General features: G+C 69.8%; 18 protein-coding genes and 2 rRNA genes. 4 read left to right on the top strand and 16 right to left on the bottom strand.

What is annotated here, in order from left to right:
- Positions 1 to 36: 36 nt before the first annotated feature.
- Both ACQEV8_RS09615 and ACQEV8_RS09620 read right to left on the bottom strand, forming a co-directional pair.
- On the bottom strand, positions 37 to 663 hold the full coding sequence (locus tag ACQEV8_RS09615) for an NUDIX domain-containing protein (RefSeq protein WP_432959013.1): 627 nt from the start codon (positions 661 to 663) through the stop codon (positions 37 to 39).
- A gap of 96 nt (positions 664 to 759) precedes the next feature.
- Positions 760 to 2,418, bottom strand: coding sequence for a CTP synthase (locus tag ACQEV8_RS09620; protein ID WP_432972567.1), 1,659 nt, complete (start codon positions 2,416 to 2,418; stop codon positions 760 to 762).
- A 519-nt stretch (positions 2,419 to 2,937) separates the two neighbouring features.
- On the opposite strand from ACQEV8_RS09620, the gene ACQEV8_RS09625 reads away from it, so the two are divergent.
- Positions 2,938 to 4,740, top strand: a complete 1,803-nt coding sequence (locus ACQEV8_RS09625; protein ID WP_432959015.1) for a glycoside hydrolase family 15 protein — start codon at positions 2,938 to 2,940, stop codon at positions 4,738 to 4,740.
- A 55-nt stretch (positions 4,741 to 4,795) separates the two neighbouring features.
- On the opposite strand, the gene ACQEV8_RS09630 is transcribed toward ACQEV8_RS09625, so the two are convergent.
- A complete protein-coding gene (locus tag ACQEV8_RS09630; protein ID WP_432959017.1) occupies positions 4,796 to 5,752 on the bottom strand; it encodes an LLM class F420-dependent oxidoreductase in 957 nt (318 codons plus the stop codon).
- A 104-nt stretch (positions 5,753 to 5,856) separates the two neighbouring features.
- On the opposite strand from ACQEV8_RS09630, the gene ACQEV8_RS09635 reads away from it, so the two are divergent.
- Complete coding sequence (locus tag ACQEV8_RS09635; protein WP_432959019.1) at positions 5,857 to 7,548, top strand: PucR family transcriptional regulator; 1,692 nt, start codon at positions 5,857 to 5,859, stop codon at positions 7,546 to 7,548.
- Positions 7,549 to 7,573: 25 nt separating this feature from the next.
- On the opposite strand, the gene ACQEV8_RS09640 is transcribed toward ACQEV8_RS09635, so the two are convergent.
- The 5 genes from ACQEV8_RS09640 to ACQEV8_RS09660 all read right to left on the bottom strand — a co-directional run bounded on the left by ACQEV8_RS09640 (position 7,574) and on the right by ACQEV8_RS09660 (position 12,903).
- Entirely contained in the window at positions 7,574 to 8,719 is a 1,146-nt protein-coding gene (locus ACQEV8_RS09640) for a glycosyltransferase family 4 protein (protein ID WP_432959020.1), read from the bottom strand.
- Between the two features lie 261 nt (positions 8,720 to 8,980).
- Positions 8,981 to 10,699, bottom strand: coding sequence for a DNA repair protein RecN (gene recN / locus ACQEV8_RS09645; RefSeq protein WP_432972570.1), 1,719 nt, complete (start codon positions 10,697 to 10,699; stop codon positions 8,981 to 8,983).
- A gap of 185 nt (positions 10,700 to 10,884) precedes the next feature.
- Positions 10,885 to 11,790, bottom strand: a complete 906-nt coding sequence (locus tag ACQEV8_RS09650) for an NAD kinase (protein WP_189731107.1) — start codon at positions 11,788 to 11,790, stop codon at positions 10,885 to 10,887.
- Complete coding sequence (locus tag ACQEV8_RS09655; RefSeq protein WP_189731105.1) at positions 11,787 to 12,602, bottom strand: TlyA family RNA methyltransferase; 816 nt, start codon at positions 12,600 to 12,602, stop codon at positions 11,787 to 11,789. Before ACQEV8_RS09655 ends, ACQEV8_RS09650 begins: the two co-directional genes overlap by 4 nt.
- Before the next feature lie 7 nt (positions 12,603 to 12,609).
- Positions 12,610 to 12,903: a hypothetical protein gene (locus tag ACQEV8_RS09660; protein WP_432959023.1), complete on the bottom strand. Its 294-nt coding sequence runs from the start codon at positions 12,901 to 12,903 to the stop codon at positions 12,610 to 12,612.
- Between the two features lie 42 nt (positions 12,904 to 12,945).
- Here ACQEV8_RS09660 and ACQEV8_RS09665 point away from each other — a divergent pair, with 42 nt between their 5' ends.
- Positions 12,946 to 13,293, top strand: coding sequence for a sterol-binding protein (locus tag ACQEV8_RS09665; protein WP_328337666.1), 348 nt, complete (start codon positions 12,946 to 12,948; stop codon positions 13,291 to 13,293).
- Here the strand turns inward: ACQEV8_RS09665 and ACQEV8_RS09670 are convergent.
- From ACQEV8_RS09670 to ACQEV8_RS09685, 4 genes are all read right to left on the bottom strand, one after another.
- Entirely contained in the window at positions 13,277 to 14,128 is an 852-nt protein-coding gene (locus tag ACQEV8_RS09670; RefSeq protein WP_432959025.1) for an ABC transporter ATP-binding protein, read from the bottom strand. The two genes, ACQEV8_RS09665 and ACQEV8_RS09670, sit on opposite strands and share 17 nt — an antisense overlap.
- On the bottom strand, positions 14,125 to 15,165 hold the full coding sequence (locus ACQEV8_RS09675) for a FecCD family ABC transporter permease (protein WP_432959027.1): 1,041 nt from the start codon (positions 15,163 to 15,165) through the stop codon (positions 14,125 to 14,127). The genes ACQEV8_RS09670 and ACQEV8_RS09675 overlap by 4 nt, the downstream gene beginning before the upstream one ends.
- A complete protein-coding gene (locus ACQEV8_RS09680; protein ID WP_432959029.1) occupies positions 15,162 to 16,205 on the bottom strand; it encodes a FecCD family ABC transporter permease in 1,044 nt (347 codons plus the stop codon). The genes ACQEV8_RS09675 and ACQEV8_RS09680 overlap by 4 nt, the downstream gene beginning before the upstream one ends.
- A 110-nt stretch (positions 16,206 to 16,315) precedes the next feature.
- Positions 16,316 to 17,347 carry an HAD hydrolase-like protein gene (locus tag ACQEV8_RS09685; RefSeq protein ID WP_432959031.1) on the bottom strand — a complete coding sequence of 344 codons (1,032 nt, stop codon included), beginning with the start codon at positions 17,345 to 17,347 and terminating at the stop codon, positions 16,316 to 16,318.
- A 72-nt stretch (positions 17,348 to 17,419) separates the two neighbouring features.
- On the opposite strand from ACQEV8_RS09685, the gene ACQEV8_RS09690 reads away from it, so the two are divergent.
- Positions 17,420 to 18,712, top strand: a complete 1,293-nt coding sequence (locus tag ACQEV8_RS09690; protein ID WP_432959032.1) for a DUF1015 domain-containing protein — start codon at positions 17,420 to 17,422, stop codon at positions 18,710 to 18,712.
- A 72-nt stretch (positions 18,713 to 18,784) separates the two neighbouring features.
- Here ACQEV8_RS09690 and ACQEV8_RS09695 read toward each other — a convergent pair whose 3' ends face one another.
- The 4 genes from ACQEV8_RS09695 to ACQEV8_RS09710 all read right to left on the bottom strand — a co-directional run bounded on the left by ACQEV8_RS09695 (position 18,785) and on the right by ACQEV8_RS09710 (position 24,430).
- Positions 18,785 to 19,510: a hypothetical protein gene (locus ACQEV8_RS09695; RefSeq protein WP_432972573.1), complete on the bottom strand. Its 726-nt coding sequence runs from the start codon at positions 19,508 to 19,510 to the stop codon at positions 18,785 to 18,787.
- A complete protein-coding gene (locus ACQEV8_RS09700) occupies positions 19,447 to 20,871 on the bottom strand; it encodes a hypothetical protein (protein ID WP_432973424.1) in 1,425 nt (474 codons plus the stop codon). Before ACQEV8_RS09700 ends, ACQEV8_RS09695 begins: the two co-directional genes overlap by 64 nt.
- A gap of 216 nt (positions 20,872 to 21,087) precedes the next feature.
- Positions 21,088 to 21,204: ribosomal RNA gene (gene rrf, locus ACQEV8_RS09705) — 5S ribosomal RNA — on the bottom strand.
- A gap of 105 nt (positions 21,205 to 21,309) precedes the next feature.
- Positions 21,310 to 24,430 (bottom strand): 23S ribosomal RNA (locus tag ACQEV8_RS09710).
- Positions 24,431 to 24,659: the final 229 nt, after the last annotated feature.

Below are 24,659 nucleotides of genomic sequence, written 5' to 3' on the forward strand. Positions count from 1 at the left end.
CGGCACCCACTTGTCGCGGCGCCCCCAGCGGAGCGTCTACGCCTCGAACGGTCGCGCCGGCCACGGCGCCTGGGCCGGGCGCAGTGCGTCCAGGCCGTCGCCCGCGCGGGCGGCGACCAGGGACAGGACGCCCACCACGAGGCAGTTGTTGTGCAGTTCGCCGGCCAGTACGCCCCGGACGAGGTCCTCGACCGGGACCCGGTCCAGTTCCATGTCGGCCTCTTCCTCCTCGACCGCGAAGCGCTCGCCCTCCGCCTCGGCCAGATCGCGGGCGAGGAAGATCCGTACGGCCTCGTCGCAGCCGCCGGGGGTGGTGTAGACGTCGGTCAGCACCCGCCAGTCCTCGGCCTTGACGTGCGCCTCCTCGTACAGCTCGCGCTGCGCGGCGTGCAGCGGGTTCTCGCCGGGGACGTCGAGCAGACCGGCCGGGATCTCCCACAGCTTGTGGCGCACGGGGTGGCGGTACTGGCGCAGGACCAGGACACGGTCGGCCTCGTCGAGGGCGAGGACGGCCACGGAACCGGGGTGGACCTGGTAGTCACGGCCGACCACGGTGCCGTCGGGCATGACCACGTCGTCGGTACGGACGGAGGTCTTGTTGCCGACGAAGGGGGTGTCCGTCGCCCGGACCTCCCACTCCTCCGGGGTGTCCTTGATCGTCATGCCTGTCCTTCCACGTACCCGACCCGACCTGCTGAAAAGAAACCGGGGTGCACACCCTTTGAAGGGATGCACCCCGGCCACCGTACAACTGGTGTGTTACTTCGAAGTCTTCCGCTCGACCGAGGCCCTGACGAGCCCGGCGAACAGCGGGTGCGGACGCGTCGGGCGCGAGCGCAGCTCCGGATGTGCCTGGGTGGCGACCAGGTACGGATGGACGTCGCGCGGGTACTCGACGTACTCGACGAGCTTGCCGTCCGGGGAGGTGCCGGAGAACTGGATACCCGCCTTCTTCTCCAGCTCCGCCCGGTAGGCGTTGTTCACCTCGTACCGGTGACGGTGCCGCTCCTCGACGTACTCCTTGCCGTCGTACACCTCGCGCACGATCGAGCCCTCGGCCAGCTTGGCCGGGTACATGCCCAGCCGCATGGTGCCGCCCATGTCACCCTCACCGGCGACGATGTCGAGCTGCTCGGCCATGGTGGAGATGACGGGGTGGCCGGTGGCCGGGTCGAACTCGGTGGAGTTGGCGTCCTGGATGTCGACCAGGTTGCGCGCGGCCTCGATCACGATGCACTGCAGGCCGAGACAGAGGCCGAGCAGCGGGATCTTGTTCTCGCGGGCGTACTTGATCGCGCCGACCTTGCCGAGCACGCCGCGGTCGCCGAAGCCGCCGGGGATGCAGACGCCGTCGACGTCGCCGAGCTGCTGGGCCGCGCCCGCCGGGGTCTTGCAGTCGTCGGAGGTGACCCACTTGATCTTCACTCGGGCGCGGTTGGCGAAGCCGCCGGCGCGCAGCGCCTCGGTGACCGACAGATAAGCGTCGGGCAGGTCGATGTACTTGCCGACCAGGGCGAGGGTGATCTCGTGGTCGGGCTTGTGGACGCGGTCGAGCAGGTCGTCCCAGGTGGTCCAGTCGACGTCCCGGAACGGCAGGTCCAGCTTGCGGACGACGTAGGCGTCCAGGCCCTCGCCGTGCACGGTCTTCGGGATGTCGTAGATCGAGCGGGCGTCGGGGCAGGCGACGACGGCGGCCTCGTCGACGTCGCACATCAGCGAGATCTTCCGCTTGATCGCGGTGGGCACCTCGCGGTCGCAGCGCAGCACGATCGCGTCCGGCTGGATACCGATGTTGCGCAGCGCCGCAACCGAGTGCTGGGTGGGCTTCGTCTTCAACTCACCCGAGGGGCCGATGTAGGGCAGGAGCGAGATATGGACGACGAAGACGTTGTCACGGCCGACCTCGTGACGGACCTGGCGGACGGTCTCCAGGAACGGCAGCGACTCGATGTCGCCGACCGTGCCGCCGACCTCGGTGATCACGACGTCGACCTCGTCCGTCGCCATGCGGCGGATGCGGTGCTTGATCTCGTTGGTGATGTGCGGGATGACCTGCACGGTGTCGCCCAGGTACTCACCGCGCCGCTCCTTGGCGATCACGGTGTTGTACACCTGACCCGTGGTGACGTTGGCGGAGCCGTCGAGGTCGCGGTCGAGGAAACGCTCGTAGTGGCCGATGTCCAGGTCGGTCTCGGCGCCGTCGTTCGTGACGAACACCTCACCGTGCTGGAAGGGGTTCATCGTGCCCGGGTCCACGTTCAGGTACGGGTCGAGCTTCTGCATCACGACGCGCAGACCGCGGGCCTTGAGCAGCATGCCGAGGCTGGAGGCCGTCAGGCCCTTGCCGAGCGAGGAGGCGACACCCCCGGTGACGAAGATGTGCTTGGTCGTCGAATTACGAAAAGCGGCGGGCGGCATGGCCAAGACGGGGCTCCCGTGGTCGCGGTCTGGGGGTGCGGTGCGGCTGCCTGCCGGAGGCTTCTCCGGGGGTGGCCGTCGCTGCGGTTCGGGGGTTTGCTGGCCCACCGGTCCACGGGCTACCAGCGTATCAGCGCCTCGGGGCGATGGCTTCCGGCCACGCTCCGCACACATACCGACACGGAGGCGAGCACCGTTACCGGTCCCTCACCCGTTGCTCACTCGTTCGGCGTACCCGCGTTGTCCGGAGCGGCACACAGATCATCTGCGTGCGTCGTATCCTGCTCGGACACTCGCTGCCGAGCCCGCCCGGCCGGGCGGCACCACCCACCGCCCGTGAGCGCCGGAACAACGTGAGCTCGTCAGTTCGTTGAGCAACAATTGGCGCTTTGCGTCACGGCTGAGTGACCTGTTTTGCTTCACAGCTCAACGACGCATTGCAAGACCTGCTGACCCCCCTTGACCGCACTAGCGACAGCCCCCTCGTGGGGTGACGTGGCCGTTCGACTGGAGTTGCACGTGGCCGGGCGCATCGAAGACTACGCACTCATCGGAGACATGCAGACCGCTGCCCTGGTCTGCCGGGACGGGACGGTCGACTGGCTGTGCCTGCCCCGCTTCGACTCGCACGCCATCTTCGCCGGCCTGCTGGGCACCGAGGAGCACGGCTTCTGGCGGCTCGGCCCCGCGTACGCCTCCGACCAGCAGCCACCCACCGCCGCCCGGCGCAGCTACCGCGGTGACTCGCTGGTCCTGGAATCCGAGTGGGACACCCAGCGGGGCACGGTCCGGGTGACCGATTTCATGCCGCCGCGTGACGGCGCCCCGCAGCTGATCCGGATCGTGGAGGGCGTCTCGGGCCGTGTGCCGATGCGCTCGGCGCTCAGGATGCGGTTCTCCTACGGCCGGGTGGTGCCGTGGGTGCACAAGCACGACGGGCGCACGGTCGCCGTGGCGGGCCCCGACTCCGTGTGGTTCGACACATCCGCCGAGACCTACGGCAAGTCTCTGACGACGTACGCGGACTTCACGGTCGCCCCGGGTGACCGGATCGCGTTCACGATCTCCTGGCAGCCCTCGCACAAGGAGCCGCCGCCGCTGCCCGAGCCGGAGCAGTCCCTGGAGGCGACGGAGGACTTCTGGCGCGAGTGGGTCGACCACTGCACGTACCACGGCCCTTACCGGGAGGCCGTGATCCGCTCGCTGATCACGCTGAAGGCCCTGACGTACGCCCCGACCGGCGGCATCGTCGCCGCGCCCACCACCTCCCTGCCGGAGGACATCGGCGGCGTCCGCAACTGGGACTACCGCTACACCTGGCTGCGCGACGCGGCGATCACCCTGTCCTCGCTGCTGCGCACCGGCTACCGCGAGGAGGCCCGCGCCTGGCGCGAGTGGCTGCTGCGGGCGGTCGCGGGCGACCCGGAGAACCTGCAGATCATGTACGGCATCGCCGGCGAGCGCGAGCTCGGCGAGGCGGAGCTGGACTGGCTGCCGGGCTACGAGAATTCCGCCCCGGTCCGGGTCGGCAACGGCGCGGCCCACCAGCTCCAGCTGGACGTGTACGGCGAGGTCACCGAGGCCCTGCACCTGGCTCACATGACGGGCCTCTCACGCAACGACTACGCCTCCCTGCTCCAGCTGAAGCTGATCCGCTACCTGGAGACCCACTGGCAGGACCCGGACGAGGGCATCTGGGAGGTCCGCGGCCCGCGCCGCCACTTCGTGCACTCGAAGGTGATGGCCTGGGTCGCGGTCGACCGCACGATCAAGCTGATCGAGTCCGGCGACGCCGACGGCCCGCTGGAGCGGTGGAAGGAACTGCGCGACGACATCCACCGGGACGTGTGCGAGAAGGGGTACGACAAGGAGCGCAACACCTTCACGCAGTCGTACGGCTCGAAGGAGCTGGACGCGTCGCTGCTGCTGATTCCGCAGATGGGCTTCCTGCCGCCGGACGACAAGCGTGTCATCGGCACGATCGAGGCGATCCAGCGGGAGCTGTCCACGTCGGACGGCTTCATCCTGCGCTACCCGACGACCAGCGGCGACGAGAACGTCGACGGTCTGCCCGGCGACGAGGGCGCGTTCCTCGCCTGCTCGTTCTGGATGGCCGACGACCTGGCGATGATCGGCCGCGTGGACGAGGCCCGCAAGCTCTTCGAGAAGCTGCTGTCCCTGCGCAACGACCTCGGCCTGCTGGCCGAGGAGTGGGACCCGCGCCTGCAGCGCCAGGTGGGCAACTTCCCGCAGGCGTTCAGCCACGTGCCGCTGATCGACACGGCGCTGCGTCTGACGGCCTCGGGCGCGTACGGCGGCTGACCGGTCCGGACAGCGGATGGGCGCGCCGCCTCGTGTGACGGGGCGGCGCGCCGCGTCATGCCGGCGTGAGCGCGGTGAGTGTGCGCTCCCCGGCCGGGTCGCCCGCCGTGGCCGGGACCAGGGCGATCTCGTCGAGTCCGGCCTCGGCGTAGGCGTCGATGCGGGCGCGGACGGTTCCGGCGTCGCCGACGAGGGCGACCGTGTCCGCCGCCTCGGGCGGCAGGGCCCGCAGCAGGGTGTCCCGGTCGGCGCCCTTGGCGGCCAGTTCGACGACCTCGGCGAGTCCCGCCTCGACGAACATGTCGCTGTAGCCGGGCACGGCGAGATAGCCGACGACGCTGCGCAGGACCTGTGTGAGCGTCTCCGGCTCCGGGTCCACGGCGGCGGGCAGCCAGGCGGCCAGCCGGGGCGGCGTACGACCCGCCCGCTCGGCGGCCGCGAGCATGCGCGCCCGCAGGACGCGGACCTGCTCCGGCGAGACGATGTCGAGCAGCATCCGGTCGGCGTGCGCGACCGCGGCCGCGATCGCGCGCTCGCCGAACGCCGCGACGGTGACCTCGCCCCCGGGCGGCGGCAGCCGGCGCGGGAAGCCGCTGCCGGGCACGATCGGCTCGCCCGGCACGCTGTCCCACAGCGCGCGTACGGCAGCCGCCGACTCTTCGAGGGCTGCGGCGGGCCGGGTCCGCGGCCGGCCGTGGACGCCCTCGACGACCCGCTTGCTGGACGTGCCGAGGGCCACACCGACGGGCCGGCCGGTGAGGGCCGCGGTGGACGCCGCGCCCCGGACGATGGTGAGCGGGTCGCGCACCGACACCGGCACGGGCCCGGCCGTCAGCACGGCCTGCTCGGTGGCCGCGCCGATCGCCGTCGCCAGGACGAACGAGTCCCACGTGGGTCCCTCGCCCGCCCACACCTCCCGGTACCCGAGCCGGTCGGCGAGTACCGCGACCCGCAACGGCTCCTCGATGGGACTGTCGTCCTCCCGGCCTACCGCCACCACGCTGATGTCCATGCCAGCGCCCGTACCCGGACGATCACGCCGTAATCCGGGGCGTGATCGGCTCCGTGCCCCGCCGGAGATGTCGGGGAGGCACCCGCGCGGGTAGCGTCCGGCACATGGACAGCGGGACGGACAGCGGCCACGACACCCAGGGCGCCGGGATCAGCGTGCAGCGGGCTCTGGAGCTGCCGGGGCTGCGCAGCGGACTGCCCGAGGTGCTGGCGGGCGCCGACCGGCTCGGACGGTCGGTGCGCTGGGTGCACGCCGGTGAGGTGCCGCACATCGCCTCGCTGCTCAAGGGCGGCGAACTGCTGCTGACCACGGGCTACGGTCTCGGCACCCGCCCGGCCGAACAGCGGGCGTTCGTGCGCACGCTGGCCGAGCGCGGTATCGCGGCCCTGGTCGTGGAACTCGGCCCGCGCTTCACACGCCTGCCCGCCGCCCTCGTCGACACGGCCCGCTCGGCCGGGCTTCCGCTGGTCCAGCTGCATCGCGAGGTGCCGTTCGTCACGGTCACGGAGGAGGTCCACACCGAGATCGTCAACGGCCACTACGCCCTGCTCCAGCGGGCCGAGGAGGTGCACCGGCGGTGTACCGAGGCCCTGCTGGGTGGCGGCGGTGTGCCCCAAGTGCTGGGCGTTCTCGCGGACTTCGGCGGCAACCCGGTCTTCCTGGAGACGGCGGACGGGCAGTTGCTCTATGCCGCCGGGGCCGGTCCCGAGGGCGCCGACCCGCTCCAGGTGTGGGAGGGGCTGCGCGGCCAGCACAAGGACGAGCCGCCGCTCGCGGGCTCGGTCCTGGTGGACGTACCGGGCGGCGGGCCCGGCAGCGGTGGCGTCCGCGCGCGTCTCGTCCTGCTGCCGGTGCGGACTTCCCTGGCACCCGTGCACCGGATGGCGGCCGAGCGGGCCGCGGGCATCCTGGCCGTGGTGCTGATGCAGGCACGGCAGGAGGAGGAGCTGGCGGCACGCGGACGCGGCGACTTCCTCACGGACCTCGCCGAGGGCCGGGTCACACCGGAAGACGCCCCGGCGCAGGCACGGGTACTGGGTTTCCGGCCGGGCGAGGGCCCGCTGCTGCCGATGGTCATGCGGCTCGGGGACGCCTTGTCCCCGGATGGGGGTACCGCCCGCTCGAGCGGAGCCGAGAGTGGGGGAGGCTGGGCCGTGCTGGCCCGGGCGGTCGCCGAGGAGCTGGCGTCGGTGGGCGTACCGGTGCTGCTCGGGGTGCGGCCGGTGGAGGGCCGGGTGCCGGTGCTGCTCGGGCTGCGTGCGGAGTCGGAGCGGCCGACGGTCGCGGACCGGGTCGCGGCGGCGCTGCGGGCCGGGGTGGAGCGGGCCGGGATGCTGCGGCCGGGCGGGCAGCCGCCGGTGGTGGTCGTGGGGATGACCGGCGGCTGGACGGCGGCGGCGTCGGGTCTGCGACATGCGGCGGAGACGGCGACCGCGGCCCAGGGCCTGCCGGACCGGCCCTGGTACGACGCCCGCCGGCTGGACATCGACCTGCTGCTGTGGCGGCTGCGCGACCACCCCGACCTGGCCGCGTTCGTCGACCGGGCGCTCGGCCCACTGCTGGAGCACGACCGCCGCTCCCGGCCGCCGCTGCTGCCCACCCTGGCGACGTACCTCGCCCACGCGGGACGCAAGGCGGAGACCGCCCGGGAGCTCCACCTGAACCGGCAGACCCTGTACAACCGTCTGGCACGCATCGGGGAGTTGCTGGGCACCGACCTCGACGACCCGCAGACGGTACTGGCCCTGAGCCTGGCGCTGCGGGCCCGCAGGCACGTCTCGCAGAACCTCAGGTGACGTCAGGCGACCCCAGGTGGCGACCTCAGGTGAGGGGCCGGGGCTGGGTCAACTCGTCGTAGACGCTGAGCACTTGGGCCACGGTCTCGTCCTCGCTCGGCCAGGTGGCCGCCTGCCGGGCGCCCTTCTCCCGCAGTGACTCCCGGAGCTCCGGGTCGCCGAGCAGGCGTACGACGGTGCCGGCGAGGGCCTCGGCGTTCCCGTGCGGGACGACTTCGGCCGCGTCGCCGACGAGTTCGGGAATGCCGCCGACGTCGGTCGCGACGAGCGGCACGCGCGCGTGCAGGGCCTCCTGGGCGAGAACGGAGCGTGCGTCTTCCCACCGGCTCGGCAGCAGGGCGAGGTCGGCGGCGGCGAGCAGGTCGGTGATGTCGTCGCGCCGCCCGATGAGCCGGACGGGCAGCCCCTCGCCCTCGATCCGCTCCTGGAGCTCGCCGCGCAGCGGCCCTTCCCCGGCGATCACGACCAGCGGGACGGGGTCGAGCCGGCGCCAGGCGCGCGCCGCGTCCAGCAGCACGTCGTAGCCGCGATGCCGCTCCAGCGAGCCGACGGCCATCAGCAACGGCCTCCCGATGGCGCCGAGTTCGGCACGCACCTTGGGGCGCAGCCCGTCGGGATCGTCGGGCTCCACGGGCCTGCGGGGGCCGGGCAGCGCCACGGCCGCGAGCCGCGCGTCCCTGGCCCCGGTCCACCGCGCCCGGTCGACGAGCGCCGACGTCGTCCCCAGCACGACGGTGGCCGCCTTCACGACCCGTCGCTCCAGCACCCGCAGCAGATGGGCACGCGCCCCGTCGGCGTGCGCCCGGTCGTGCCACGTCACGACCAGCGGAGTACCCACGCGCCGTCCACTGAGGGCGAGCACGGTACGGAACGAGGCGTGCAGCCCGTGCGCGTGCACCAGATCGGCGTTGGCACAGGCCGCCCGCAGGGCCGCCACCGACACGGGGTCGCTGCTGCGCGGCACATGCACGTGATCGGCCCCGACTCCGCTGAAGTCATAGGCGCGATCCGCCTCATAGGGGGCGCACACCGTGACTTTCACGCCCCTCGCGACAAGCCCCGCGGCCAGCGATCTCACATGCGCACTGCTGGCGGCATTGCCTCCGCCCAGCACCTGCACGGTGCGCAGCGGCGACTGGCCAGGCGGTGAGTGGCTGCTCACGAGGGTCACGTGGGGCCGGGCTCCTGGTTCGGGTCGGGCGGTCACGACGAACGTACAGAACGAACGAGCGCGGGGAACGCACCGCGCGGTTTCCTACGCGTACTCCGCCAAGGATGCCAGGACACAGGGAGGTTCCGGGAACGCCGGAACCCCGGCGGCGCGACAGTGGGGCGCGGCACCGGGAGGAATGCGCCGGGCCGAGTCACTCACACGAGTGAAGATGAGGCACGCCTGCCCGACCATGCGACCGAACGCCAGTGCGCCTTCCCGTTACATGTCCGCCCGAGCCGTCGCCAGCAACTCCTCCGCATGCGCCCGGGCCGTCTCGGAGTCCTCCTGGCCGGCGAGCATGCGGGACAGTTCCCGGACCCGGTCCTCCCCCTCCAGCACCTTCACTCCGGAACGGGTGACAGAACCGTCGTTGGTCTTCTCCACCAGCAACTGCCGGTCGGCGAAGGCCGCCACCTGGGGGAGATGGGTCACGACCACGACCTGCGCCGTCTTCGCCAGGCGTGCGAGCCGACGGCCGATCTCGACCGCCGCCTTGCCACCGACACCGGCGTCGACCTCGTCGAAGAGATACGTCGGCACGGGATCCGTCCCGGCGAACACGACCTCCACGGCCAGCATCACGCGCGACAGCTCACCACCCGACGCCCCCTTGGCGATCGGCCGCGGCGGTGCGCCCGGGTGCGGGGCCAGCAGCAGCTCGACCTCGTCGGCACCCGCGGGCCCGTACGCGACCGCACGTCCGCCGACCTCGACGCCCTCCGGGTCCTCGGTCTGCCGGATGTCGAAGGACACGCGCGCGTGCGGCATGGCGAGCGAGGCCAGCTCGGCGGTCACGGCGGCGGCGAACCGCTCGGCGGCCTCCGTCCGGGCATCCGTCAACGCCTGTGCGAGACCACCCAGTTCGGACCGCAACGCGTCCCGCTCGGCGGTCAGCTCCCCGATCCGCTCGTCGTCGCCGTCGAGTTCGGTCAGCCGGGCGGCGCTCGCCTCGGCCCAGGCCAGCACGGTGGCGATGTCCTCGCCGTACTTCCGGGTCAGCCCGGTGAGCGCGGCCCGCCGCTCCTCGACGGCCGACAGCCGCAGCGGATCGGCGTCAAGATCGTCGGCGTACCCGGCCAGGTCTCCCGCCGCGTCACGCAGCAGGATCCCGATCTCCCCGATGCGGTCGGCGAGCGCGGCCAGCGCCGGGTCGTACGACCGTACGGCGTCCAGGGCCCGCTGGCCGCCCGCGACGAGCGTCCCGGCGTCGATGCCCTCGGGGTCCTCCGGATTGCCCGCCAGCGCCGCATGGGCGGCCGCGGCGGCGGATGCCAGCGCCTCGGCGTGCCCCAGCCGCTCGGCCTCCTCGGCCAGCTCCACGTCCTCACCGGCCCGGGGCTCGACGGCCGCGACCTCGTCGAGGCCGTAGCGCAGCAAGTCGGCCTCCTGGGCCCGCTCACGCGCGCGCGTGGTGATCTCGTCGAGCTCGACGGAGGCGGCCCGCAGCCGCTTGTACGCCTCGCCGTACTTGGCCAGCGGCACGGCGACGGCGTCGCCCGCGTACCGGTCGAGCGCCTGCCGCTGCCGGGACTGCTTGAGCAGCCCCTGCTGGTCGGTCTGCCCGTGCACGGCCACCAGCTCGTCGGCGAGCTCGGCGAGCACCCCCACGGGCACGCTGCGCCCGCCCAGGTGCGCCCGGGATCTCCCCTCGGCGGAAACGGTACGGCTGATCAGCAGGGCACCGTCGTCGAGCTCGGCCCCGGCCTCCTCGGCGCGCACGGCGGCCGTCGCGTGGTCCGGGACGGTGATCCGCCCCTCCACGACGGCCTTCCCGGCCCCGATCCGCACGAGCGCCGGGTCGGCGCGCCCGCCCAGCAGCAACCCCAGGCTGGTGACCACCATGGTCTTGCCCGCACCCGTCTCACCGGTGACAGCGGTGAACCCGGGCGACAGCTCGACCACGGCATCGTCGATCACGCCGAGCGACCGTATCCGCATCTCCTCCAACACGGACACGACCTTACGAGGTCCGAGCCACGGATTGCGACCGGCCCGTCCCTGTCACCCCCGAGAGTGGTAGCGCCTCTTCTTTTGGGGGCGCGGGGCTGTGTCAATATGCGGCTCCGCCGCGTGGGCGCGAACAACCACAAACGCCCCGCGACCGCCGGCCACGGACAACCACGCTAATGAGGAGCCCCCCGCCACCCGGAAACAGGCAGCGCGAACTTCGCCACCAACCGGTCCGTGAAGGACGCATGGTGCAGCCGGGCCAGCCGAACCGGCACAGCCCCCCGCCGCACCTCGACCCGCGCACCGGCAGGCAGCTCCACGGTCCGCCGCCCGTCGCACCACAGCACCCCCGGCGGAATGTGTGGCAGAACCTCCACAGCCAACACAGAATCCGGCGATGTCACCAACGGCTTCGCGAACAGCGCGTGCGCACTGATCGGCACCATCAGCAACGCCTCGACCTCCGGCCACACCACAGGCCCGCCCGCCGAGAACGCGTAGGCGGTCGACCCGGTCGGCGTCGCGCACACGATCCCGTCGCAGCCGAACCCGGTCACCGGCCGCCCGTCGATCTCGAGGACGATCTCCAGCATCCGCTCCGCGGACACCTTCTGCACGGCCGCCTCGTTCAGCGCCCAGTCCGTGTGCACGATGTCGCCGTTGCGGTGCACCACGACGTCGACGGTCATCCGCTCCTCGACCTCGTACGCCTTGGTCACCACCCGGTCGACGACCTTGTCGAGGTCGTCCCGCTCGGCCTCCGCGAGGAACCCGACCCGTCCGAGGTTGACGCCGAGCATCGGCACACCCGAGGCCCGCGCGAACTCGGCACCGCGCAGCAGCGTGCCGTCGCCGCCCAGCACTATGAGCAGCTCGCACCCGTCGAGGCACTGCGGAGTGGCTTCCTTGACCAGCTCCACCTCGTCCGGCAGCGGCAGGTCACGCGCCTCTGCGGCCAGGACGCGCACGCCGAGGCCGGAGCGCAGCAGCCCCTTCACCACGAGTTCGGCGCTGCGCACGGCCGCGGGCCGCCCCGTGTGGGCGAGCAGGAATACAGTACGAGCTCGGTTCTCGGTCAACGCGGCCCCTCCGCCACTGCACGGTCGACATCGGCCGGGTCCAGTTCCGGTGCCCCGGCCCGCAGCCACAGAAAGTATTCGACATTCCCCGACGGCCCGGGCAGCGGACTGGCCGTCACGCCCTTCACCCCGAGCCCCAGTCCCCAGGCCTTCTCGGCCACCCCCCGCACCGCTTCGGCCCGCAACTGCACGCTGCGTACGACTCCCCCGCTGCCGAGGCGCTCCTTGCCCACCTCGAACTGCGGCTTGACCATCATCACCAGATCGGCGTCCGGTTTCACGCACCGCACCAAGGCGGGCAGGACCAGCCCGAGCGGGATGAAGGACAGATCCCCCACGACAAGATCCACAGGCTCCCCATCGATCACTTCAAGCGTCAACTCGCGTACGTTCGTACGGTCTTTGACGGTGACGCGTTCATCGTTCTGGAGGGCCCATGCGAGTTGTCCGTATCCGACGTCCACGGCGACGACGTGGGCGGCGCCCGACCTCAGCAGAACGTCGGTGAAACCGCCGGTGGAGGCGCCCGCGTCGAGCGCCCTGCGCCCCTCGACGGCCAGCCCCTGCGGCACGAATGCCTCCAGCGCCCCGGCGAGCTTGTGGCCGCCCCGGGACACGTAGTCGGGATCGCCGTCGTCCTGGGCCACCACGATCGCGGCCGCCGTCTCCACCTGTGTGGCGGACTTGGTCGCCACGGTCTTGCCGACGGAGACGCGCCCGGCGGCGATCAGCTGGCCGGCATGCTCACGCGAGCGCGCGAGCTTCCGGCGGACCAGCTCCGCGTCGAGACGGCGGCGTGCGACTCCTGCCACGTTCGGTTCAGCTCCTAGGTCCGTGCTGGTGCTGCGACGGGGGCGCCGGAGGTCCCGGGCGTGCGTCGAGCGCGGTGAGCGCGTCGCGCAGCCCCCGGTGTACATCCTCGTACACCTCGATGTGTCCGTCCGTGGCGAGGTGGTCCGCGTCGCCGAGCCGGTCCAGGGAGGCGTCCACGTCGGCGACGCCCGTGGGGGTGCGGGGCGCGTTCAGGGGCGCGGGGGCGGCCGGGTCGTGGTCGGGCCGGGCCGGCTCGGTGTCTTCCCGCACCGCCGCCGCTTCGGGCACTGCGTCGTCCATGCCCCGACGCTACCGCGAACCGCTGCGGTACCGTCGTCGGCGATGGCCACGATCGAGGAGTGCCGCAGCGCACTCGACAAGCTCTCCGACAACATGCAGCGCGCCGAAGGGGACGTCCGCGACGCGGCGGCCCTGGACCGCTCGGTGAGCTGCCACATCACGGACCTGGACGTCACCTTCGTCGGCCGGATGCGCGGCGGGCGGATCGAGGTGCACGACACCGTGCAGGGACCGCCGCCCGCCAAGGCCGAGATCAGGCTCGTCATGGCCGGCGACGATCTGGTGGCGCTGGTGGACGGCGAGCTGAGCTTCGCCAAGGCCTGGGGTTCGGGCCGGGTCAAGCTGCACGCGGGCGTGCGGGACCTGCTCCAGCTCAGGAAGCTTCTGTAGCCACCTTCTCGGCCCCTGCCCCGGCGCGTGCCCGCCGTGCCGCCGGCACCACCAGCGGCGTGCCCGTCTCCGGGTCGTCGATGACCTGGCAGCGCAGCCCGAAGACCTCCTCGACCAGCTCGGCCGTGACGATGTCCTTCGGCGCGCCCTCGGCGATGACGCTCCCCTCGCGCAGGGCGATGAGGTGCGTGGCGTAGCGGGCGGCGTGGTTCAGGTCGTGCAGCACGGCCACGAGCGTGCGCCCCTGCTCCTCGTGCAGCTCCGCGCACAGATCCAGTACGTCGATCTGGTGCTGGATGTCCAGGTACGTCGTCGGCTCGTCGAGCAGCAGCAGCGGGGTCTGCTGGGCGAGCGCCATGGCGATCCACACCCGCTGGCGCTGACCGCCCGAGAGTTCGTCGACGTAGCGCTCGGCGAGTTCGGCGACGCCCGTCTGCCGCATGGACTCCTGGACGACGCGCTCGTCGTCGGCCGACCACTGGCGCAGGATGCCCTGGTGCGGGTACCGGCCACGGCCCACCAGGTCGCCGACGGTGATGCCGTCGGGCGCGATGGACGACTGGGGCAGCAGACCGAGGGACCGGGCGACCTTCTTCGCGGGCATCGACTGGATGACCTGACCGTCGAGCAGCACCCGGCCCTCGCTGGGCTTGAGCATCCGCGACAGTGCCCGCAGGAGCGTCGACTTGCCGCACGCGTTGGGGCCGACGATCACGGTGAAGGAGTTGTCGGGTATCTCCACCGACAGCTGCTCGGCGATCACCCGCTGGTCGTAGGCGAGGGTGACGTTCTCGGCGGACAGACGGTTCACAGTGCTCCTTTGATTCTTGCTCATATCCGGCCCGCCCTGCGCTCGGTGACCAGCAGCCACAGCAGGTAGACACCGCCCAGCACGCCGGTGACCACGCCCACGGGCAGCTGCTCGGCGCCGAACGCCCGCTGCGAGAGCCAGTCGGCGGTGACCAGCAGGGCCGCGCCCATGCACAGGGAGGGCAGCAGGTTCGGGCCGGGCGAACGGGTCAGGCGCCGGGCCAGCTGCGGCGCGGTGAGCGCGACGAAGCTGACGGGTCCGGCGGCGGCGGTCGCGGACGCGGTGAGCAGCACGGCCGCCACCATCAGCAGCAGGCGCACCCGCTCCACCCGGACCCCGAGGGCGTACGACACGTCGTCGCCCATCTCGATCATCCGCAGCCCGCGCGCGTTGCAGAGGGCGAGCGGCACGAGCACGGCGCACAGTCCGAGCAGCGGCCACACCTGGTCCCAGTCACGGCCGTCGAGCGATCCGGTCATCCAGACGACGGCGCGGGCCGCGTCCACGATGTCGGACTTGGTGAGCAGATAGCCGTTGACCGCGGTGACGATCGCGGAGACGCCGATGCCTACCAGCACCAGCCGGTAGCCGTGCACGCCCCGCTTCCAGGCGAGCACATAGATCGCGAGCCCGGTCACCAGGCCGCCCACGAGCGCGCCCAGGGCGACCTGGTTCGCGTCCCCGGAGAACAGCACGATCATCGTGAGCGCGCCGGCCGTCGCCCCCTGTCCGAGGCCGAGTACGTCCGGACTGCCCAGCGGATTGCGGGAGATGGACTGGAACAGCGCGCCGCCGAGTCCGAGCGAGGCGCCGACCAGCAGTCCGACCAGGACCCGCGGCAGCCGCAGCTCGTTGACGATGAACTCCTGGCCCTCATTGCCCTGGCCGAACAGCGTCCGCAGCACGTCGGCGGCCGGAATCGGGAAGTCGCCGGTGCCGATGAGCACGACGCTCGCCGTGAGCGCCGTGGCCAGCAGCAGAAGCACGACGACGAAGGCCCGCACGTCCAGGCGTATCGAGAGACCGCCGGGGGACCTCACAACACGGTTGGTGGTCTTCACAGCTGCGCCGTCCTCCGCCGTCGTACGAGATAGATGAACACCGGTCCGCCGAGGATCGCGGTCACGATGCCCACCTGGAGTTCCGCCGGCCGTGCCACCATCCGGCCGATGACATCGGCACCGAGCAGCAGCACGGGCGACAGGATCGCCGCGTACGGCAGGATCCAGCGCAGGTCGGGCCCGGTGAACGAGCGCACGACGTGCGGCACCATCAGCCCGACGAACACGATCGGCCCGCAGGCGGCGGTCGCGGCCCCGCACAGCACGGTCGCGGCCAGCATGGACAGCGCCCGGGTCCGGTTCAGGTTGGCGCCGAGGGCCTTGGCGGTGTCGTCTCCCATGGCCATGGCGTTGAGCGGCCGGGCCAGGGCCAGCGCCAGGACCGTCCCGGCCAGCAGGAACGGCAGCACCTGCTCGATGGTCGAGTCGGTAGCCGCGGAGAGCGAACCCACCGTCCAGAAGCGCATCTTGCCGAGCGCCGCGTCGTCCATGATCATCACGGCCTGGAGATAGCCGTAGAGCGCGGCACTGAGCGCCGTACCGGCGAGCGCGAGCCGCACCGGCGTCGCGCCCCGGCTGCCGCCGAGGAACCAGACCAGCGCCCCGACCGCTGCCGCGCCGAGGAACGCGAACCAGACATATCCACTGAGCGAGGTGATCCCGAAGAACGTGATCGCCGTGACGACCGCGGCGGACGCGCCGGCGTTGATGCCGAGCAGTCCGGGATCGGCGAGCGGGTTGCGCGTGAGCGCCTGCAGGACCGCGCCGGCCAGACCGAGGGCAGCCCCGGCGAGCAGCCCCAGCACGGTCCGTGACATCCGCTCGGCGACGACGACATCGCCGTACGTCCCCGAGTCCTCGAACAGACCGTGCCAGACCTGCCCGAGGGACAGCTCTTTCGCTCCGATCGCGATACTCGCCAGCGCGACGAGCACCAGGATCGCGACGGCCAGGACCAGCCCAAAGGCTCGTACCACCCGTCGAGTCGGGGGCGCGGGGGCGATCTCCGCGCGCTGTTCGGGGGGACTCTCGACCAACACGCAGGTTAGGTTAGCCTACCCTGCCATTCGATCAGGATTTCGGATCCAGGTCGCGGTCCTTCGCGCGCACGGCCCAAGCGTGCCCACAGACCACGGAGGCCAACCAGTGCTCAGAGGCCCAGCTTTGCCAGCGCCTTCCCCCCGTCCAGCTCGCACACGCCCTCTCCGGCGGCCGACCACGCCGCCGCACACAGCGCGCGCAGCCCGTCCAGCGCCTCGCCGTCCCCGTCGAGCCCCATTACCTCCGCGCCGGCCTTCGCTGTCCAGCCTCCGCACCGGAAGCCGCCGTCCTCCAGGGCCTCGACGTCCGGCTGGCCGCTGAGCATCCCCCGCAGATCGGCGTCCACATACGTCGGCCGGTGCTGCGGCGGCGCGGCCAGCAACTGCGCACCGTCGGTGACGCCGGTCAGGACGAGCAGCGAGTCGACGTCCCCGTTGAACGCGCCCTCGATGTCCGTGTCCAGCCGGTCCCCCACCACGAGCGGCCGCCGCGCCCCGGTCCGCAGAATGGTCTCCCGGTGCATCGGCGGCAGCGGCTTGCCCGCGACCTGCGGCTCGGCGCCCGTGGCGATCCGGACGACCTCCACCGCCGCGCCGTTGCCCGGCGCGATCCCACGCCCGCTCGGAATGGTCAGGTCGGTGTTGGACGCGAACCACGGCACACCGCGCGAGACCGCGTAACTGGCCTCCGCGAACCGGCCCCACGGCAGCTCGGGCCCGCCGAACCCCTGCACCACCGCCGCCGGATCGTCGTCCGCCGACTCGACGGGCACGAGCCCGCGTTCGCGCAACGCCACCCGCAGCCCCTCCCCGCCGATCACCAGCACCCGGGCACCCTGCGGCACCTGCTCACTGATCAGCCGCGCGACCGCCTGCGCCGAGGTGATGACGTCGTCCGCGCCCGTCGGTATCCCCAGCTCGGTCAGATGCGCGGCCACGGTGTCCGGAGTGCGCAGCGCGTTGTTCGTGACGTACGCGAGCCGCATCCCGCCCGCCCGCGCCGCGGCCAGCGACTCGACGGCGTACGCGATCGCGCTCCCACCCGCGTACACGACCCCGTCCAGATCGAGCAGCGCCGTGTCGTACGCCTCGCTCAGGGCCTGCCCACTGCCCTCGGGCCTCGTCCTGACGCTCCGGCTCATCCCGCATCGCTCCTCGTTCGACGGCTTTCCCCCGATCATCCCCCATGCCACTGACACCCGTACGATGCCGGGATGAACACAGCAGGTCACTCGGAGGCAACGGCGCACCGAGGCCTGGAACTCACCCCGTTCCGAGGCCTTCGTTACGACCCCGACCGGGTCGGCAGCCTTGCCGCCGTCACATCTCCGCCGTACGACGTCGTGGTGCGCCCCGACGGCCTGCACCACCTCGAGTCCTCCGACCCGCACAACATCGTCCGCCTGATCCTGCCCCAGGCCGCGACGCCCAGCGCCCGCAACGAACAGGCCGCCGAGACCCTGCGCCGCTGGCTCTCCGAGGGCGTCCTGGCCACCGATCCGGAACCCGGCCTGTACATCTACGAGCAGCGGGACGGCGCCGGCATGCTGCAGCGCGGCATCATCGGCGCCCTGCGCGTGTCGGACCCCGGCGAGCAGGTGGTGCTGCCGCACGAGGACGTCATGCCGCACATCGTCGCCGACCGCGCGGCCCTGATGCGGGCCACCTCGGCGAACTTGGAACCCCTCCTGCTGACCTACCGCGGCGACGGCTCGACGAACGCCACGGCGGACCTGATCGAGCGCACCGCCAACCGACCGCCCCTCCTCTCCACCACCACGGAGGACGGTTTCAGCCACCGCCTGTGGTCCGTGACCGACCCCGCCGACCTGGCCGCGATCCAGACCGATCTGGCCCGTCACCAGGCCCTCATCGCCGACGGCCACCACCGCTGGGCGACCTACCGCCGGCTCCGCACGGAGCACCCCTCCCCCAGCCCCTGGGACCACGGCCTGGTCCTCCTCGTCGACACGGCCCGCTACCCCCTCCGGGTCCGCGCCATCCACCGTCTCCTCCACGACCTGCCGGTCGACCGGGCCGTGGCGGCCCTGCACGGTCTGTTCCGGGTACGCCGCCTGGTGGCCCCCCTGCCCGAGGCCCTTGAGGTGCTGGCGGACGCGGCCTGCGAGGGCAACGCCTTCCTGCTGGCCGGCGACGGCTCCTTCCATCTCGTCGACCGCCCTGACCCGGCTCTCCTGGCCCGTACGATCCCCGCCGACCGCCCCTCGGCCTGGCGCACCCTCGACGCCACGGTCCTGCACGCCACGCTCCTCGAACACGTCTGGCACATCCCCGAGGACTCCCCCGCGCACATCGCCTACATCCACGACACGGCCGCCACGGTCACCAAGGCGGAACGCGACGGCGGTACGGCCGTCCTGATGCACCCGGTCCGCGAGGAGGTCGTCCGGGACCTGGCCCGGCAGGGCGTGACGATGCCGCGCAAGTCGACGTCGTTCGGTCCGAAGCCGGCGTCGGGCCTGGTGCTGCGCACGCTGGACCCCTGAACACGGTCCTCTCAAAACGAGAAGGGGGCGGATCCCACCGGGATCCGCCCCCTTCTCGTTCTTCACCGGACGTCAGTCCTTCTCCTCCTCGGAGGAGTCCTGGCCGTCGCTCTCGTCATCGTTCATGACGTCGACGAACTCCACACCGTCCAGCTCGGCGAGCCGGTCCGACGCGTCCGTGCTGCCGTCCCGGTCGGCCTCCACGGCCTTCGCGAACCACTCCCGCGCCTCGCTCTCCCGCCCGGCGGCGAGCAGCGCGTCGGCGTACGCGTACCGCAGCCGCGCGGTCCACGGCTGCACGGAGTTGGCGGCCAGCTCGGGGCTCTGCAGCGTCACGATGGCCGCGTCCAACTGCTCCATGTCACGCCGCGCACCGGCGGCGACGAGCCGCATCTCGACCTGTCCTGCCTTGTCGAGCTTGTGCACCTCGGGGGCCCCGGCCATATCCAGCGCCTTCTCCGGCCGCCCGAGCCCACGCTCGCAGTCGGCCATGACGGGCCACAGGTCGATGTTCCCGGTCATCCGCTTGGCGGCCCGGAACTCGGCCAGCGCCTCGCCGTACTTCTGGTTGGCGTACGCCGCGAACCCGGCGGCCTCCCGCACGGCGGCGACACGCGACGCCAGCCGCAGCGCGATCCTCGAGTAGTTGTACGCGCCCTCAGGGTCCTCGTCGAGGAGCCGCGCGACCATCACCAGGTTCCTGGCGACATCGTCCGCGAGCGTCTTCGGCAGGCTCAGCAGTTCCTGCCGTACGTCCTTGTCGATCTCGTCGCCCGTGACGTCCTCGGGGATCGGCAGCCGCTTGATCGGCTCCCTGTCCCGCTCCCGCTCCTCACGGAACCGGCCGGCGCCATGCCGGTCGTCGCGGCCACGGAAGCCGCCACGGTCGCTTCCCTCGCGCCGGAAGCCACGGTCGCGGTCGTCACGCCGCGGCCCACGCCCGCCACGGTCATCGCGCCCACGGAAGCCGCCACGCTCGCTGCGATCACCACGGTCGCCGCGGTCGCCCCGGTGGTCGTCGCGACGGAACCCGCCGCGCTCGCCGCGAGGAGCGTCGTCGCGGCCACGGCTGTCGTCACGCCGGAAGCCACCACGGCCACCACGACCTGCGTCGTCCCGCCGGAAACCGCCACGCTCCCCGCGGTCGTCCCCACGGCGCTCGTCGCGACGGTCATCACGCCGGTCGTCCCGACGGAATCCACCGCGGTCGTCACGCCGGAAACCACGGTCGCGATCGTCACCACGGGAACCGCGGTCCCGGTCGTCACCACGGGAACCGCGGTCCCGGTCGTCACCACGGAAGTTACGGTCCCGGTTGTCGCGACGCTCTCCACGGTCGTCACGCCGCGGGAACCCTCCGCGCTCGCCGTCGCGGCGGTCGTCACGCCGATCGTCACGCCGGAAGCCACCACGGTCGCGGTCGTCGCGACGCTCTCCACGGTCGTCGCGCCGGAAGGAGGGGCGGTCACCGCGGTCGTCCCGCCGGAACCCGCCTCGGTCGCGGTCGTCCCTGCGCGGTCCCCGGTCACGGTCGTCGCGTCGGCCGAAGCCGCCACCACGGTTGTCGTCACGACCACGGCTGTCGTCACGACCACGGCTGTCGTCCCGCCGGTCATCACGCCGGAAGCCACCACGGTCGCGGTCGTCGCGACGCTCTCCACGGTCGTCGCGCCGGAAGGAGGGGCGGTCACCGCGGTCGTCCCGCCGGAACCCGCCTCGGTCGCGGTCGTCCCTGCGCGGTCCCCGGTCACGGTCGTCGCGTCGGCCGAAGCCGCCACCACGGTTGTCGTCACGACCACGGCTGTCGTCACGACCACGGCTGTCGTCCCGCCGGTCATCACGCCGGAAGCCACCACGGTCGCGGTCGTCGCGACGCTCTCCACGGTCGTCGCGCCGGAAGGAGGGGCGGTCACCGCGGTCGTCCCGCCGGAACCCGCCTCGGTCGCGGTCGTCCCTGCGCGGTCCCCGGTCACGGTCGTCGCGTCGGCCGAAGCCGCCACCACGGTTGTCGTCACGACCACGGCTGTCGTCACGACCACGGCTGTCGTCCCGCCGGAAGCCACCACGCTCGCCACGGTCCGTACGATCGCCTCGGCCGCCGTCACGACGCCCGTAGCCACCACGGTCGTTGTCGCGGCGGAAGCCCCCACGGTCTCCACGGTCCCCGCGCTGACCACCGCGGTCGCTCCGGTCCCCCTCCCGTCGCCGCTGGTCGCGCTCCGGTCGGTCGTCGGGAGAGTTGGTGGACATGGTGACTCCTGTCTTCGGTACCGCAAGTCATTCTCGCGCAGCCGGCTACCCGGTGCGCACCGCAAAATAAAAAAGGACCCCTGGTCCCAGCTGAACGCTGGGACCAGGGGTCCTTTCCAAAGATTGTTCGGCGGCGTCCTACTCTCCCACAGGGTCCCCCCTGCAGTACCATCGGCGCTGTAAGGCTTAGCTTCCGGGTTCGAAATGTAACCGGGCGTTTCCCTAACGCTATTACCACCGAAACCCTAATGGTTTCGAGCGAACAAGCACACTCTTTAATTGTTCGTTCTACTCAAAGCCGACAACTGTTCGTTGTCTCAGAACTTACACAGTGGACGCGAGCAACTGAGGACAAGCCCTCGGCCTATTAGTACCGGTCAACTCCACACGTTACCGTGCTTCCATATCCGGCCTATCAACCCAGTCGTCTACTGGGAGCCTTACCCTCTCAAGGAGGTGGGAATACTCATCTCGAAGCAGGCTTCCCGCTTAGATGCTTTCAGCGGTTATCCCTCCCGAACGTAGCCAACCAGCCATGCCCTTGGCAGAACAACTGGCACACCAGAGGTTCGTCCGTCCCGGTCCTCTCGTACTAGGGACAGCCCTTCTCAATATTCCTACGCGCACAGCGGATAGGGACCGAACTGTCTCACGACGTTCTAAACCCAGCTCGCGTACCGCTTTAATGGGCGAACAGCCCAACCCTTGGGACCGACTCCAGCCCCAGGATGCGACGAGCCGACATCGAGGTGCCAAACCATCCCGTCGATATGGACTCTTGGGGAAGATCAGCCTGTTATCCCCGGGGTACCTTTTATCCGTTGAGCGACGGCGCTTCCACAAGCCACCGCCGGATCACTAGTCCCGACTTTCGTCCCTGCTCGACCCGTCGGTCTCACAGTCAAGCTCCCTTGTGCACTTACACTCAACACCTGATTGCCAACCAGGCTGAGGGAACCTTTGGGCGCCTCCGTTACTCTTTAGGAGGCAACCGCCCCAGTTAAACTACCCATCAGACACTGTCCCTGATCCGGATCACGGACCCAGGTTAGACATCCAGCACGACCAGACTGGTATTTCAACGACGACTCCACCCACACTGGCGTGCGAGTTTCAAAGTCTCCCAGCTATCCTACACAAGCCGAACCGAACACCAATATCAAACTGTAGTAAAGGTCCCGGGGTCTTTCCGTCCTGCTGCGCGAAACGAGCATCTTTACTCGTAGTGCAATTTCACCGGGCCTATGGTTGAGACAGTCGAGAAGTCGTTACGCCATTCGTGCAGGTCGGAACTTACCCGACAAGGAATTTCGCTACCTTAGGATGGTTATAGTTACCACCGCCGTTTACTGGCGCTTAAGTTCTCAGCTTCGCCAAGACGAATCTTGACTAACCGGTCCCCTTAACGTTCCAGCACCGGGCAGGCGTCAGTCCGTATACATCGCCTTACGGCTTCGCACGGACCTGTGTTTTTAGTAAACAGTCGCTTCTCGCTGGTCTCTGCGGCCACCCCCAGCTCACCGAGTAAATCGGATCACCGGATGTGGCCCCCCTTCTCCCGAAGTTACGGGGGCATTTTGCCGAGTTCCTTAACCATAGTTCACCCGAACGCCTCGGTATTCTCTACCTGACCACCTGAGTCGGTTTAGGGTACGGGCCGCCATGAAACTCGCTAGAGGCTTTTCTCGACAGCATAGGATCATCCACTTCACCACAATCGGCTCGGCATCAGGTCTCAGCCACAAGTGATCCGGATTTACCTAGACCACGGCCTACACCCTTACCCCGGGACAACCACCGCCCGGGATGGACTACCTTCCTGCGTCACCCCATCACTCACCTACTAACCGCTTGGTTCGGCGGCTCCACCACTTTCCTTTCCCCGAAGGGTCCGGAACGGCTTCACGGCCTTAGCATCACGATGCTCGATGTTTGACGCTTCACAGCGGGTACCGGAATATCAACCGGTTATCCATCGACTACGCCTGTCGGCCTCGCCTTAGGTCCCGACTTACCCTGGGCAGATCAGCTTGACCCAGGAACCCTTAGTCAATCGGCGCACACGTTTCTCACGTGTGAATCGCTACTCATGCCTGCATTCTCACTCGTCAACCGTCCACAACTCGCTTACGCGGCTGCTTCACCCGGCAGACGACGCTCCCCTACCCATCACGATCCCCGTTGGGGGTATATATCGCAATGACACGACTTCGGCGGTACGCTTGAGCCCCGCTACATTGTCGGCGCGGAATCACTAGACCAGTGAGCTATTACGCACTCTTTCAAGGGTGGCTGCTTCTAAGCCAACCTCCTGGTTGTCTCTGCGACTCCACATCCTTTCCCACTTAGCGTACGCTTAGGGGCCTTAGTCGATGCTCTGGGCTGTTTCCCTCTCGACCATGGAGCTTATCCCCCACAGTCTCACTGCCGCGCTCTCACTTACCGGCATTCGGAGTTTGGCTAAGGTCAGTAACCCGGTAGGGCCCATCGCCTATCCAGTGCTCTACCTCCGGCAAGAAACACACGACGCTGCACCTAAATGCATTTCGGGGAGAACCAGCTATCACGGAGTTTGATTGGCCTTTCACCCCTAACCACAGGTCATCCCCCAGGTTTTCAACCCTGGTGGGTTCGGTCCTCCACGAAGTCTTACCTCCGCTTCAACCTGCCCATGGCTAGATCACTCCGCTTCGGGTCTTGAGCGTGCTACTGAAACGCCCTGTTCGGACTCGCTTTCGCTACGGCTTCCCCACCCGGGTTAACCTCGCAACACACCGCAAACTCGCAGGCTCATTCTTCAAAAGGCACGCAGTCACGAGATGGAAGCAAGCTTCCATCCGACGCTCCCACGGCTTGTAGGCACACGGTTTCAGGTACTATTTCACTCCGCTCCCGCGGTACTTTTCACCATTCCCTCACGGTACTATCCGCTATCGGTCACCAGGGAATATTTAGGCTTAGCGGGTGGTCCCGCCAGATTCACACGGGATTTCTCGGGCCCCGTGCTACTTGGGTGTCTCTCAAACGAGCCGTTGACGTTTCGACTACGGGGGTCTTACCCTCTACGCCGGACCTTTCGCATGTCCTTCGCCTACATCAACGGTTTCTGACTCGTCTCACGGCCGGCAGACCGTAAAAGAGAGATCCCACAACCCCGTATACGCAACCCCTGCCGGGTCTCACACGCATACGGTTTGGCCTCATCCGGTTTCGCTCGCCACTACTCCCGGAATCACGGTTGTTTTCTCTTCCTGCGGGTACTGAGATGTTTCACTTCCCCGCGTTCCCTCCACTTGCCCTATGTGTTCAGGCAAGGGTGACAGCCCATGACGACTGCCGGGTTTCCCCATTCGGAAACCCCCGGATCAAAGCCTGGTTGACGACTCCCCGGGGACTATCGTGGCCTCCCACGTCCTTCATCGGTTCCTGGTGCCAAGGCATCCACCGTGCGCCCTTAAAAACTTGGCCACAGATGCTCGCGTCCACTGTGCAGTTCTCAAACAACGACCAGCCACCCATCACCCCACCCTTACCAGGTGAGTGCACTGGGGCCGGCGACTGAGGAAAAATTCGTTCCCTCAGACACCCAACAGCGTGCCCGACACACTCCCCGCTCCCCTCAACGTTCCACACTCAAAGAGCAGTACTAGAAGGAGAAGACGATCAAGTGTGCCGAATAGTCAACGTTCCACCCATG

Origin of the sequence: Streptomyces sp. CA-179760 (genome assembly GCF_050937045.1) — a bacterium.
In the GTDB taxonomy this organism is placed as follows: Bacteria; Actinomycetota; Actinomycetes; order Streptomycetales; family Streptomycetaceae; genus Streptomyces.

Bases quoted from the DNA above. Each gene is read 5' to 3' on its own strand.
- ACQEV8_RS09615 (WP_432959013.1), bottom strand. From the start codon at position 663: ATGACGATCAAGGACACCCCGGAGGAGTGGGAGGTCCGGGCGACGGAC.
- ACQEV8_RS09620 (WP_432972567.1), bottom strand. From the start codon at position 2,418: ATGCCGCCCGCCGCTTTTCGTAATTCGACGACCAAGCACATCTTCGTC.
- ACQEV8_RS09630 (WP_432959017.1), bottom strand. From the start codon at position 5,752: ATGGACATCAGCGTGGTGGCGGTAGGCCGGGAGGACGACAGTCCCATC.
- ACQEV8_RS09635 (WP_432959019.1), top strand. From the start codon at position 5,857: ATGGACAGCGGGACGGACAGCGGCCACGACACCCAGGGCGCCGGGATC.
- recN (WP_432972570.1), bottom strand. From the start codon at position 10,699: ATGCGGATACGGTCGCTCGGCGTGATCGACGATGCCGTGGTCGAGCTG.
- ACQEV8_RS09660 (WP_432959023.1), bottom strand. From the start codon at position 12,903: ATGGACGACGCAGTGCCCGAAGCGGCGGCGGTGCGGGAAGACACCGAG.
- ACQEV8_RS09665 (WP_328337666.1), top strand. From the start codon at position 12,946: ATGGCCACGATCGAGGAGTGCCGCAGCGCACTCGACAAGCTCTCCGAC.
- ACQEV8_RS09670 (WP_432959025.1), bottom strand. From the start codon at position 14,128: ATGAGCAAGAATCAAAGGAGCACTGTGAACCGTCTGTCCGCCGAGAAC.
- ACQEV8_RS09685 (WP_432959031.1), bottom strand. From the start codon at position 17,347: ATGAGCCGGAGCGTCAGGACGAGGCCCGAGGGCAGTGGGCAGGCCCTG.
- ACQEV8_RS09690 (WP_432959032.1), top strand. From the start codon at position 17,420: ATGAACACAGCAGGTCACTCGGAGGCAACGGCGCACCGAGGCCTGGAA.